The following is a 12,571-nucleotide window of genomic DNA, read 5'->3' as shown; positions in this document are numbered from 1 at the left end:
CCGTGGGCGCGGTCACCCGGCCGGGTGAGACCGTCCACTCGGCCGCGTCTCAGGCGGGGGGCCGGCGCGCGGGACCACGTAGGGTCGGGAGGATGAGCGATCCGACACCGCCCTTGAAGAATCCACTGGATCCTGAGCGGGCCGACACCCGCCCCTCCTCCGCCCCCACGGCCGACGGCGCCGTCGCCCCTGCCACCTCCGCCGCGGCCGCCCGCGACCGCGTCCTGCTGCCGTGGGTGTTCTGGCCCTCCGCGGTCATCGTGCTCTCCTTCGTGGGGGCCACGCTGCTCGCCCCCGAGCAGATGACCGTGGGCATCGGCCTGGTCCAGCAGGCCATCATCACGAACTTCTCGTGGTGGTACGCCCTCGTCGCCCTGTTCTTCGTGCTGTTCTGCGGCTACCTCGCGTTCTCCCGCAAGGGCGACATCACCCTGGGCAAGCCCGATGAGAAGCCCGAGTTCTCCACGCTGTCCTGGTTCTCCCTGCTCTTCGCGGCGGGCATGGGCATCGGCCTCGTGTTCTTCGGCATGACCGAGCCGCTCATGCACTTCACCTCGCCGCGGCCCGACGTGGCGGCCGCCAACCCCACCCAGGCGGAGGCCGCCCAGTCGGCGCTGGCCACCACGTTCCTGCACTGGGGCCTGCAGCCCTGGGCGATCTACGCGGTGGTGGGCGTGGCGGTCGCGCTGGCCATCCACCGGCGTGGCCGTCCCCTCGCGCTGCGCTGGGCCTTCGAGCCGCTGATCGGCGAGCGCCGCGTGCGCGGCGGCTGGGGCCACCTGATCGACAACATCGCCCTCATCGGCACCGTCTTCGGCGTGGCCACCTCGCTGGGCCTCGGCGTCACCCAGATGTCCGCGGGCCTGCGCGCGCTGGGCATCGTGCCCGAGGACAGCCCCTGGCTCGAGTACGCCATGATCGGCGCGGTCACCTGCGTGGTGCTCTACACCGTGGTCTCCGGTGTCGAGCGCGGCATGAAGTGGCTGTCCAACACCAACCTGATCCTGGCCGCCGGACTGCTGCTGTTCATCGCGATCGTGGGGCCCACCGCGTTCCTGCTCAAGGAGATGGTGCAGTCCCTCGGCTCCTACATGCAGTACTTCTTCGCGAACTCGCTCAACGTCTCCGCGTTCTACGGCGCCGAGGGCGACGCGTGGCAGGCCGGCTGGAGCGCGTACTACTGGGGCTGGTGGATGTCCTGGACGCCGTTCGTCGGCATCTTCATCGCCCGCATCTCGCGCGGTCGCACCGTGCGCGAGTTCATCGCCGGCGTGCTGCTGGTGCCCACCCTGGTCTGCGTGGTCTGGTTCGGCATCCTGGGCGGCACCGCGATCTTCCTCGAGACCACCCGCCCGGCCGGGTACACCTCCGTGGTGGGCGCGGACGGCGCCATCGACTCGAACACCGCGCTCTTCCAGGTGCTCGAGCAGCTGCCCGCGGGCATGATGCTCGTGGTCGGCGCCATCATCCTCTCGGGCATCTTCTTCATCACCTCCGCCGACTCGGGCTCGCTGGTGATGGGCATGCTCGCCACCGGCGGCGACGTGAACCCGAAGGCCACGGTGAAGATCTTCTTCGCCATCGCCACCTCGCTCATGGCCGCGGCCCTGCTGGCCGCCGGCGGCCTGTCCGCCATCCAGGTCCTGGCCATCACCATCGGCCTGCCGTTCTCCGTGCTGATGCTGCTGATCTGCCTGGCCACGTTCCGCTCGCTCGGCTACTCCGTGGCGCGGGTGGAGGCGGTGCGCCGTCAGGCCATGCTGGCCTCCATCAAGGACCGCCTGGGCCTCGAGTCCGACGACGACGAGGTGGTCGACTCCGGCCCCGTGGCGGCCTCGCAGTGGTGGGCCTCGCTCAGTCGGGACCACCAGCAGCGGATCGCCGATGCGGCCGCGGACGCGGCCGCCGGCGCCGAGGCCGGGCCGGCGGCGCGCCGGACCCGGCTGCGCCGCACGCCGCGCTGACGGCCCCCCGTCGCGGAAGGACCCCGCGGCACCACGCCTGATCCCGTGTGGGAGGCGTGGCGCCGCGGGGTCCTCCTCATCCCCGGGCGGGGGGAGTCACTCGCGCGCCGCCACGGCCGGCAGGGAGCCGGTCCGGGCGTGCGCGGAGGCAGTGCGCCGCACGCCGGTGACGAACCAGGCCAGGCTGAGCACGACCATCCAGGCCACGCCGATCAGCAGCGGCTGGCGGGAGTCCGGGGTCGTGGCCATGGTGATCACCACGGCGGCGACGAAGGCCAGCCCGAACACCGTGCCGACGATGCCGAACGGCATGCGGAACGAGGACGGCCGCTGACCGGCCGCAGCCATGCGGGCGCGCATCGCGCGGTGGGAGAGCAGGATCATGGTCCACGTGAACACCACGGCGAACGAGGCGACGCCGGCCACGAGTCCGAACGCGTTCGGGTCCACGGTGATCAGGACGGCGCCCACCACCAGCACGCCCATCATCACGGCGACCGTCAGCCACGGCACGCCGCCGCGGTTCACGCGGGTGAAGGCGCGCGGGGCCTGGCCGTCATGGGCCATGGCGTAGAGGAGCCGGCCGCTGGAGTAGATGCACGCGTTGATTGCGGAGACCGCCGCGGTCAGCACCACGAAGTTCAGGATGTGCGGGGCGAACGGGACGCCGAGGGCGTCGAAGATCTGCACGAACGGGCTGGTGGAGCCGTCCACGGCCGTCCACGGCACGAGGGACATGATGACCACCATGGTGCCCACGTAGAACAGCAGGATGCGCACGGGCACCGTGTTGATGGCCCGGGGCAGGGACTTCTCCGGGTCCTTGGCCTCGCCCGCGGCGATGCCCAGGGTCTCGATGCCGCCGAAGGAGAAGGTCACGACGGTCAGGGCGGTCAGCACGCCCAGCATGCCCATGGGCAGGAAGCCGCCGTGCTCCACGAGGTTGTGCACGCCCGCCGTCGCGCCCTCCTGGTAGGAGGCGCCGGTGAACATGAGGATGATGCCGCCGAAGATCATGGCCACGATGGCGCCGACCTTGATGAGGGTCAGCCAGAACTCGGTCTCGCCGAAGTTGCCGACGTCGGTGACGTTGATCAGCCCGACCACCAGGATGGTGGCCGCCACCCAGGCCCACGCGGGCACCTCGGGGAACCAGAACGCCATGTAGGTGGTGATGGCGGCGGTGTCCGCCACGATCACCACGGCCAGCTCGAACACGAAGGTCCAGCCGGTGACGTAGCCCGCGAACGGGCCGAGATAGCGGGAGGCGTACGCGGCGAACGAGCCCGAGACCGGCTCGTGCAGGGTCATCTCGCCCAGGGCCCGCATCACGAGGAAGACGGCGAAGCCGGCGATCAGGAACGCGAGGATCACGCCGGGGCCCGCGGCCTGGATGCCGCCGGCCGAGCCGTAGAACAGGCCGGTGCCGATCGCGGTGCCCAGCGCGATGAAGATGATGTGGCGCTGGGTGAGGCCGCGGTGCAGCTGACCGGGGCGCTCCGCGTCCGCGGGGCCGGGCTCGGCCACGCGGGAGCCGGAGGGGGAGGTGTTCACGGGGGTCTCCGTTCAGCTCTGGAGCAGCCAGGCGGCGGCGTTGTGGGCCAGCCGGCCGTCCTGCACGGCCTCGGCCTCGTCGAGGGAGAACAGGGCCCGGGCGTGGCCCGCGGGCAGGTCCACGGGCTCGTTCGAGAGGTTCGCCAGGACGAGCAGCGTGCGCGCCGGGATCGGCTCGCCCGAGCCCAGGTGGCGGCCGCCGCCGGAGGTGACGGTGAACGCCAGCACGCCGCGGGCGGGGTCGTGGTGCTCGGACCAGGCGAACGTGCCGGTGCCCAGGTCCAGCTCGCCCCGGATCTGGATCAGGCGGCGGTACAGCTCGAACACGGAGCCCTCGACGCCGACCTGACGGTCCGCCGCCAGCGCCCGGTAGGACTCCGGCTGGGGGAGCCACGGCCGCGCCGGGGCGTCCCCGGCGGGTCCGGCGCCGTCGTCGTCCGCGGGGGTGGAGAAGCCGAGCGCGGGCTCGTCCGCCGCCCAGGGCATCGGGATGCGGCAGCCGTCGCGGCCGGGCTCCTTGCCGTCCGTGCGGAAGAAGTAGGGGTCCGTGCGCTGCTCGGCGGCCAGGGTGGTGTGCTCGGGCAGGCCGAGCTCGTCCCCCTGGTAGATGTACGCCGAGCCGGGCAGGGCCAGCTCGACCAGGGCCGCGGCGCGGGCCCGGCGGCGGCCCAGCTCCTCGTCCGGCTGCTCGTCCTCGGCGGTGATGCCGGCCGGGTAGGAGCTCGGGTCCGCCAGGCCGTAGCGGGAGGCGTGGCGCACCGTGTCGTGGTTGGAGAGCACCCACGTGTTGGGGGCGCCCACGCGCTCGGCGTGCTCGAACGAGCGGTCGATCGCGCTGGTGAGGGACTCCGCGTCCCAGCCGGCCATCAGGTACGTGAAGTTGAAGGTCTGGTGCATCTCGCCGGGGCGGACGTACCGGAACATGCGCGAGAGCGGCGCCACCCACGCCTCGGCCACCATCATCGGCTCGTGGTCGTAGGAGTCCAGGACCCGCCGCCAGTCCCGGTAGACCTCGTGGACGCGGTCCTGGTCCATGAACGGGGTGAGCGGCTCGAAGGTGTCCGGGTCGAACGTGGGGTCGGCGTCCTCGCCCGCGTCCGTGACCATGCCCATGCGGGAGTGCTCGGCGTCCGGGTAGCCGGGCTGCTTGATGAGCCCGTGGGCCACGTCCACCCGGAAGCCGTCCACGCCGCGGTCCAGCCAGAACCGCAGGATGGAGCGGAACTCCTCGCGCACCTCCTCGTTCTCCCAGTTCAGGTCCGGCTGCGTGGTGTCGAACAGGTGCAGGTACCACTGGCCCGGGGTGCCGTCCGCCTCGGTCACGCGGGTCCAGGCCCGGCCGCCGAACGTGGACTCCCAGTTGTTGGGGGGCAGCTCGCCGTGCTCGCCGCGGCCCTCGGCGAAGTGGTAGCGGGCGCGCTCGGGGGAGCCGGGGCTGGCGGCCAGGGCGGCCTGGAACCACGCGTGCTCGGACGAGGTGTGGTTCGGCACGAGGTCCACGACCACGCGGATGCCGGCCTCGTGCGCGGCGGCGATCATCTCGTCCGCGTCCGCGAGCGTGCCGAATCGCGGGTCCACGGCGCGGTAGTCCGCGACGTCGTAGCCGGCGTCGTGCTGCGGGGAGAGGTAGAAGGGCGAGAGCCAGATCGCGTCCACGCCGAGCTGGGCCAGGTAGTCGAGGCGCGAGGTCACGCCGCGCAGGTCGCCCATGCCGTCCCCGTCCGCGTCCGCGAAGGAGCGCGGGTACACCTGGTAGATCACGGCGTCCACCCACCACGGGGTGACGGGCCGGTTCCGGGCTTCCGAGGGCGGGGTGCTCAGGCGCTGCGTGGTCATGGGATCCACCCTAGGCCCGACGCCGGGGCGCGCGCCCCGCGTGGGCGGCGTCGGCGGAGTGGTGTGCGTCTCGAGCACCCGGGTCGGCCCCACCCCGGTGCGCCGGCGGCCGGCTCAGGTCAGCCGGGCCAGCATCCCGACGGCGGCCCAGCGACGGTTCAGCCGTTCCTGCGCGACGCCGGCGGTCGCCTCGTCGCCCTCCTCGAGGGCGTCGATGAGCGTCCACAGGTCGAAGACGGAGTCGTCCGGCCACACGTGCCGCGTGAGGCCGCCGTAGTCCAGCTCGACCCACGAGTCGGGGTGGAACGCGCCGAGCCACTCCACCATCACCGTGAGCTCGCCGATCAGCTCCGCATCCGGGGCGTGCCGCGCGAGCACCGCGGCCGCGTGCCCGGCCCGCTCCCGGGCGGCCACGATCGGGGCGCGCCGGTACGCCGTGCGCTCGCTGTCCACGAGGCGCTGCACGGGCTCCTCGGGGTCGAACACCGTGAGCCAGCCGTGCGGCACACCCCACGTGGCCGTGCGCGTCTGCACGCGGTGGTGGCCCGGCGCACCGTCCTCGTCCTGCGGGTCCTCGCCCGCCGCGTCCGGGTCGGGGGAGAGGCCCCACTCCTCCTCGAGCGCCACGAGCGCGCGGCCGCGGTTCATGGCCCGCGCCGCCGGCGGGATGGCGGCCTCGTGCAGCCGCGGCAGCATGGTCTCCTCGAGCACGGCCGCGGCCATTTCGGCGCGCAGGCCGCGCTCGTCCGGGCAGTAGAAGGCGGAGCGGTGCTCGTCCTGGAGGACCCGCACGAGGTCGTCCTCGCCGGGCTCCGGGAACGGGTCGGCCACCGGCCGGGCCAGGCGACGCCGGGCCCGTTCGGCCGCCTCGGCCTCGACCTCGGCACGGGTGCGGTGGCCGCCGGCGATCAGCCGCGCCTGGACCGCGTCCGGGAACGCGGCCAGCGGCTGGAAGACGCGCAGGTGCGCGGTGCCGCGCGCGACACCCGGGGGCGGGCCGCCGTCGTCGTGGGTCATCGCGGGCTCGTCCGTGGTTCAGCCCAGCTCGACGACCACGGGCGCGTGGTCCGAGGCGCCCTTGCCCTTGCGCTCCTCGCGGTCGATCCAGGCGTCCGTGACCGTCCGTGCGAGGGCGGGGGAGCACAGCTGGAAGTCGATGCGCATGCCCTTCTTCTTGGGGAAGGCCAGGCCCGTGTAGTCCCAGTACGTGTACACGCCGGGGCCGGGGTGGCGCGGGCGCACCACGTCCACCAGCCCGGCGTCCTCGAACGCGTGGAACGCCGCGCGCTCGGCCGGGGAGACGTGCGTGTAGCCCTCGCGCTGGAACAGCTCGATGTCCCACACGTCCTCGTCCTGCGGAGCGATGTTCCAGTCGCCGGCCAGGGCGAGCCGGGTGTCCGGGTCCTCGGCGAGGCGCTCGGCCGCGTGCTCCTGGAGCACGCGCAGCCACTCGAGCTTGTAGCCCATGTGCTCGTTCTCCAGGCCGCGCCCGTTGGGCACGTAGAGGCTCCACAGGCGGACCGGGGCGACGCCGTCGGCCGCCTCGGCGCCCACGGTCGCCCCGATGGCGCGGGACTCCTCCTGCGGGTCCACGCCGCCCTTGCCGAAGTGCGGCTGGCCGGGGAAGCCGCGCTGCACGTCGCTCAGGCCGACGCGGGAGGCGATGGCCACGCCGTTCCACTGCGAGGTGCCGTTGTGGACCACCTCGTAGCCGGCGCGCTCGAAGAGCTCCCACGGGAAGTTCTCGTCCCGGCACTTGGTCTCCTGGATGGCCAGGACGTCGATGTCATGGCGCTCGAGGAAGGCCTCGACGCGGTCGGCGCGGGCACGGAGGGAGTTGACGTTCCAGGTGGCGATCTTCACCCGGCCAGGCTATCGAAGGGCGCGGACACCGTGGGATCGGCGCCTCAGCGCCACCAGTCGTCGTGGATCGTCACCGGCGTGGTGCGCTTGTGGCGGCTGCGGAGCCAGATGCCCTCGAGCTTCTCCGCGACCTCGGTCGGGACGTCCTTGCCCTCGAGGTAGTCGTCGATGTCCTCGTACGTCATCCCGAGTTCGGCCTCGTCCGTCTGGCCCGGCGTGCCGTCCAGCAGGTCCGCGGTGGGCACCTTGTTCCACAGGGGCTCGGGGGCTCCGAGTTCGCGGCCCAGCGCCCGCACCTGCCGCTTGTTCAGGCCGGCCAGCGGCAGGACGTCCGCGCCGCCGTCGCCGAACTTCGTGTAGAACCCGGTGACGGCCTCGGCCGCGTGGTCCGTGCCGATCACCAGCTGCCCGTGGGCGCCGGCCACCGCGTACTGGGCCGTCATGCGGATGCGGGCCTTCACGTTGCCCTGGTTGTAGTCCGAGATCGGCTCCCCCACGGCCTCAGCGAAGGCGGCGGCCAGACCCTGCACGGCCTCCGCGATGTTCAGGGTGACGTCCTGATCCGCACCCACGAAGTCCATGGCCGCCTGCGCGTCGGCCTCGTCGTGCTGCACCCTGTAGGGCAGGCGCACGGCCGTGAACCGGGGGTTCTCGCGGGAGGGCACGACGTCGGCGCCCGCCCCCGCCTCACCCGGCGGGGCGGTGCCGGGGCCGCCCAGGGCGACGGCGTCCGTGACGCCGAGCTGGGCGCGGCGACGCTCGACGGCGAGCTGGGCCAGCCGGCCACCCACCGTGGAGTCCACGCCGCCGGAGATGCCCAGGACGAAGCCGGACGCGCCCGTGGCCGCGAGGTAGTCGGCGAGGAAGGCCACGCGCCGTTCGACTTCGGCCGCCGGGTCGATCTCGGGGAGGACGCCCTGCTGGGCGATGATCCGCTGCTGGAGTTCACGCATGCCGGTCAGCGTAGGACCGGCCCCGCGCACGGGGACAGGGTCGGTCGGCGACGACGGCTCACGCGTCCGGGTGCCCCAGGTTGCGGGCGATGCGGCGCAGGACGCGGACGGCGTCGTCGATCTGGTCCCGCGGGACGTCCGCCGTCGCTTCGGCACGCAGGGCCTCGACCGCCTCGCCCACGCGGGCGCCCGCAGTACGGCCCGTGGCGGTGAGGGTGTAGAGGTCGCCCTCGACCGTCACCCAGTGGGACTCGACCAGCTCCTCGATCTGACCGGACACCGCGCCGCGCTGCTCCTCCTCGAAGCCGGCCTCGAGCTCGGCGCGGGACTGCGGGGCCACCGTGAGGGTGTTCAGAAACTGCCACTGGGCGCGGGTGAGGCCGTGCTCCTCGAGGCTCTCGGCCACGCGCGCCGCGATCAGGCCCTCGGTGAGGGTGAGCCAGTGCGCCAGGGGCAGGCCGGAGGGATGCTGGACGGCGTCGTCGTGCTGGATCTCGCTCATGGCCTGAGCCTAGCCAGTCCGGGACGGAAGCGGCAGGGGCGGTCGGGCCCGCACTAGCATGGGCGGCATGACCGACGCGCAGACCCCCACCGTCCCCACGCCCGAGCAGGACCGCGAGCGGCTCAAGCAGCTCATCCAGGATCTGGCTGTGGTGCACGGCCGGGTGACCCTGTCCTCCGGCAAGGAGGCGGACTACTACGTGGACCTGCGTCGGGTCACCCTGCACCACGAGGCCGCCCCGCTGATCGGCCGCGTGATGCTGCGCCTGCTCGAGGAGAACGGGATCGGGTGCGACGCGGTGGGCGGGCTGACCATGGGTGCGGACCCCGTGGCCACCGCGATGATGCACCAGGCTGGCGCCGCAGGCCGCGCGCTCGACGCCTTCGTGGTGCGCAAGGCGCAGAAGTCGTACGGCATGGGCCGGCAGGTGGAGGGCCCGGGCGTGGACGGTCGCCGCGTCGTCGTGCTGGAGGACACCTCGACGACGGGCGGCTCCGCGCTCACCGCCGTCGAGGGCGTGCGCAACGCGGGCGGCGACGTCCAGGCCGTGGCCGTGATCGTGGACCGTGCGACCGGCGCCGCCGAGCGCGTGGCCGAGGAGGCGGGGGTGCCGTACCTGTACGCGTTCGGCAAGGACGAGCTCGGCCTCGACTGAGCCTCGGCCGGCCCCGCGCCGCCCGCCTAGAGCCAGTCCGCGCGCTTGAACAGCACGAACAGCGTGAGGGCCACCGCCAGCATGAGTCCCAGGGCGAACGGATAGCCGAACGCCCAGTGCAGCTCGGGCATGCCGTCGAAGTTCATGCCGTACACCGAGCCCACCAGCTGCGGCGCGAAGATGATCGCCGCCCAGGACGAGATCTGCTTGACCTGCTCGTTCTGGGCGATCGACTGCTCGGCCAGCCGCTTCGACGCCAGCGTCGAGTCCAGCTCGAGGGCGCTGTTGAGCATCTGGCGCATGGTCGTCACGCGCTCGTTGATCTGGACGGCGTGGTCGTGGACGTCGCGCAGGCGGCGCAGGTTCTCCACCTCGAGGCGCGCCTGCTCGCTGAGCTCCTCGTCCTCCCAGGCGTGGGCGTCGTCGCGCGGGGGCAGGCCGTCGGCGTCGAGGCGGCGGGTGTCCTCGTGCAGACGGGTGCGCACCTCCTCCTGGAGCTGCTCCACGATGAACGGCAGCGCGCGGATGGCGTGCTGGAAGTTCAGCACCTCGCGGGAGAGCTCGTAGATGCGCCGGGAGACGTGCCCGTCGCCGGCGAAGACCTGGTCCTCGATCTCCGCGATGTCCTGTTCGAGGCCGTCGGCCACCGGGAAGTAGTCGTCCACGACCCGGTCCAGGATCTCCAGGGTGACCTGCCACGGCCCCATCGCGAGGCGCTCGCGGCCCTCCGTCTCCAGGGACCGACGCACGGCGGCCAGGTCCGGCTCCTCCGCGTGACGCACCGTCACCACGTAGTGCTCACCGGTGAAGACGCTCAGCTCGCCGAACTCCACGGTCTCGGTGCGGTCGATGTAGCGGGCCGGGTGCAGGACCATGAACGAGTCCTCGCCGTAGCGGTCCAGCTTGGCGCGCTCGCCTCCGGCGAGGGCGTCCTCGACGGCGAGCGGGTGCAGGCGCAGCTCCTCCGCGACCGCTTCGAGCTCGGCCACGTCCGGGCGGTACAGGCCCAGCCAGGCCATGCCGCCGGTGCGCTCACACTCCTCCCAGGTGTCCTCGAGGGTGGAGGGGGCGTGGACGCGCCGCCCGTCCACGTACACGGCGTTGTCGATCATGCTCACCAGGACATTCTCCCCGACGGTGGCCCCCGGCGGATTCCAGGATGCGCGCGCTACGGTGGCGCCATGAAGACTCCGCGCCATGCCCCGCCCGTCGTCCGTGACGGCAAGACCCTGCTCCCCGCCCACGCCGTCTCCACGGCCCCGGTCGCCGCGTTCGGTCTGATCGGCGGCTACCTGACGGCCCGTGAGACCGGCATCCGCCCGCTCGGCGGCGTCGTGCTGGCCGCCGCCGGCCTGTACGCCGGCCGGACGTGGTTGGCCACGCGGGGGCCGGCCGTCACCGGGGGCCTGGCCGCCCTGTACCTCGGCGGCTTCGGCGCCTCCCACCCGCTGGCCAAGAAGATCGGCGCGTGGCCGGCCGTGCTCTCCGTGGCCGCGGTGTCCGCCGGGGCCGCCTGGGCCGCCGTCGACCGGTCCGAGGCCGGCCGCTGAGAGAGCCCGCGCCGGCCGAGGACGGCGCCGTGCCCCGCGAGGTCGGCGTCGGGCCGTGGACCGGCCCGTGGCCGGAGGACCCCCGCTACGACCCGGAGCTGCTCGCGCACGGCGACCGCCGCAACGTGCTCGACCGCTACCGCTACTGGAGCCTCGAGGCGATCGTCGCGGACCTCGACGCGCGGCGCCACCCGTTCCACGTGGCCATCGAGAACTGGCAGCACGACCTGAACATCGGCACCGTCGTGCGCACCGCCAACGCGTTCAACGCCGCCGGGGTGCACATCATCGGGCGGCGCCGCTGGAACCGGCGCGGCGCCATGGTCACCGACCGGTACCTGCACGTGCGCCACCACGAGACGGTGGCGGCGTTCACGGAGTGGGCGGCGGGGGAGGGGCTGCCCGTGCTCGGCGTGGACCTGTTCCCCGAGTCGGTGCCGGTGGAGACCTTCGACTTCCCGCGTGCCTGCGTGCTCGTCTTCGGGCAGGAGGGGCCGGGGCTCTCGGCGGAGGTGCGGGCGGCGTCGAGCGCGGTGTTGTCCATCGCGCAGTACGGCTCCACCCGTTCGATCAACGCGGGCGTGGCCGCCGGCATCGCGATGCACGCGTGGATCCGGCAGCACGCGGCCGTCCCCTGAGTCCGGCGCGAGCCAGACGATTCCGCGCTGAAAGGAGCCTCTGGACCGCAGATTCGTCTGGCTCGCCGCGCAGAACGGCGCAGGACCGCGCAGGACCGCGCCGACGACGTGCGGCGTGACGGCCTCAGCCCGCGAAGGGCCGGACCGGCAGGCCCGTCACCCCCGGGCGGACGGCGAACAGGGCCCCGGCCAACGGGTCCTCGCCGCGCTCCATGTTCTCCCAGGAGGTGGTGATGTAGAGGGTGCCGAGGTCGTCGCCGCCGAAGGTGCAGGCCGTGGTCTTCTGCACGGGCACCTCGACCACCTCGTCGAGCGTCCCCTCGGGCGTGTACCGGTGGATCTGCCCGTGGCTGATCACGGCCACCCAGATCCCGCCCTCGGCGTCCACGGTGAGTCCGTCCGGCTTGCCCTCCCCGTCGAGCACGTCCACGAGCACGCGGCGGTTCGTCAGGCCCTCCTCGCGGGAGTAGTCGAACACGGCCACCTGCCGTGTGGGGGTGTCGTTGTAGTAGGCCCGTGTGCCGTCCGGGCTCCACTCGAGGCCGTTGGACGTCGTCGCGCCGGTCAGCACGACGTCCACCTCGCCGGCGCCGCCGTCGGGTCCGGGGGCGAGCCGGTAGAGGTTCGCGGCGCCGGGGGTCTTGGCGTACGCCATGGTGCCGCAGTAGAACCGGCCGTCCGGGTCGCAGCCGCCCTCGTTCATGCGGATCCCGGCGTCCGCGCCCCACAGCTCGGGCAGCGTCGTCAGCTCGCCCTCGGGCGAGATCAGGGCGAAGCCCCGCTCCACCGCGACGACGGCGCCGCCCCCGGCACGCGGGCGCAGCGCGGCGGCCACGTCGCCGACGTGCGTGCGGTCCACCGTCCCGTCGGCGCGCAGGGACAGGACGTCCCCGGCGAGCATGTCCACCCAGCGCAGGCCGCCGCCGGCGGTCACGCCCTCGGCGGCGGCGCCCCAGGAGGCGGCCCAGACGGGGCCCTCGCCGTGGTAGGCGATGGGATCGGTGACCTGCTCGGCGCGCATGACTGCTCCTTCGGTGGGCGGGACGGTCCTGGCCC

Annotated in this window: 12 protein-coding genes; 4 read left to right on the top strand and 8 right to left on the bottom strand. The window is 73.2% G+C overall.

The annotated features are described in order from the left end of the window. Nucleotides 1–92: 92 nt before the first annotated feature. Nucleotides 93–1,964, top strand: coding sequence for a BCCT family transporter (locus ACTSKS_RS05430; RefSeq protein WP_442927351.1), 1,872 nt, complete (start codon nt 93–95; stop codon nt 1,962–1,964). 96 nt (nt 1,965–2,060) lie between these two features. Here the strand turns inward: ACTSKS_RS05430 and ACTSKS_RS05425 are convergent, their stop codons facing one another. From ACTSKS_RS05425 to ACTSKS_RS05400, 6 genes are all read right to left on the bottom strand, one after another. Continuing rightward, complete coding sequence (locus ACTSKS_RS05425) at nt 2,061–3,518, bottom strand: amino acid permease (RefSeq protein ID WP_123244197.1); 1,458 nt, start codon at nt 3,516–3,518, stop codon at nt 2,061–2,063. Between the two features lie 12 nt (nt 3,519–3,530). Next, nucleotides 3,531–5,354, bottom strand: coding sequence for a glycoside hydrolase family 13 protein (locus tag ACTSKS_RS05420; protein ID WP_439883819.1), 1,824 nt, complete (start codon nt 5,352–5,354; stop codon nt 3,531–3,533). Nucleotides 5,355–5,468: 114 nt separating this feature from the next. Further along, on the bottom strand, nt 5,469–6,371 hold the full coding sequence (locus ACTSKS_RS05415; protein ID WP_144826573.1) for a hypothetical protein: 903 nt from the start codon (nt 6,369–6,371) through the stop codon (nt 5,469–5,471). 18 nt (nt 6,372–6,389) lie between these two features. Further along, complete coding sequence (locus ACTSKS_RS05410; RefSeq protein ID WP_041103610.1) at nt 6,390–7,217, bottom strand: exodeoxyribonuclease III; 828 nt, start codon at nt 7,215–7,217, stop codon at nt 6,390–6,392. A 44-nt stretch (nt 7,218–7,261) separates the two neighbouring features. Continuing rightward, complete coding sequence (gene nadE / locus ACTSKS_RS05405) at nt 7,262–8,170, bottom strand: ammonia-dependent NAD(+) synthetase (protein WP_282963257.1); 909 nt, start codon at nt 8,168–8,170, stop codon at nt 7,262–7,264. A gap of 58 nt (nt 8,171–8,228) precedes the next feature. Further along, on the bottom strand, nt 8,229–8,672 hold the full coding sequence (locus ACTSKS_RS05400; protein ID WP_206451319.1) for a MarR family winged helix-turn-helix transcriptional regulator: 444 nt from the start codon (nt 8,670–8,672) through the stop codon (nt 8,229–8,231). Nucleotides 8,673–8,730: 58 nt separating this feature from the next. Here ACTSKS_RS05400 and pyrE point away from each other — a divergent pair, with 58 nt between their 5' ends. Next, entirely contained in the window at nt 8,731–9,327 is a 597-nt protein-coding gene (gene pyrE / locus ACTSKS_RS05395; RefSeq protein WP_041103612.1) for an orotate phosphoribosyltransferase, read from the top strand. A 26-nt stretch (nt 9,328–9,353) separates the two neighbouring features. Here the strand turns inward: pyrE and ACTSKS_RS05390 are convergent, their stop codons facing one another. Then, on the bottom strand, nt 9,354–10,439 hold the full coding sequence (locus ACTSKS_RS05390) for a magnesium and cobalt transport protein CorA (RefSeq protein WP_282963572.1): 1,086 nt from the start codon (nt 10,437–10,439) through the stop codon (nt 9,354–9,356). 69 nt (nt 10,440–10,508) lie between these two features. Between ACTSKS_RS05390 and ACTSKS_RS05385 the strand changes: the two genes are divergently transcribed. Next, the gene (locus ACTSKS_RS05385; protein ID WP_141843960.1) at nt 10,509–10,877 is read left to right on the top strand and encodes a hypothetical protein; all 369 of its coding nucleotides are present in this window, start codon (nt 10,509–10,511) and stop codon (nt 10,875–10,877) included. 29 nt (nt 10,878–10,906) lie between these two features. Further along, nucleotides 10,907–11,515 carry a TrmH family RNA methyltransferase gene (locus ACTSKS_RS05380; protein WP_317676951.1) on the top strand — a complete coding sequence of 203 codons (609 nt, stop codon included), beginning with the start codon at nt 10,907–10,909 and terminating at the stop codon, nt 11,513–11,515. A gap of 124 nt (nt 11,516–11,639) precedes the next feature. Here ACTSKS_RS05380 and ACTSKS_RS05375 read toward each other — a convergent pair whose 3' ends face one another. Beyond that, nucleotides 11,640–12,536, bottom strand: coding sequence for an SMP-30/gluconolactonase/LRE family protein (locus ACTSKS_RS05375; RefSeq protein ID WP_127445862.1), 897 nt, complete (start codon nt 12,534–12,536; stop codon nt 11,640–11,642). Nucleotides 12,537–12,571: the final 35 nt, after the last annotated feature.

It is taken from the genome of Micrococcus sp. TCR-5 (genome assembly GCF_052220525.1).
Taxonomy (GTDB): domain Bacteria; phylum Actinomycetota; class Actinomycetes; order Actinomycetales; family Micrococcaceae; genus Micrococcus; species Micrococcus luteus.
This window is presented reverse-complemented; position numbering and strand designations above follow the sequence as displayed.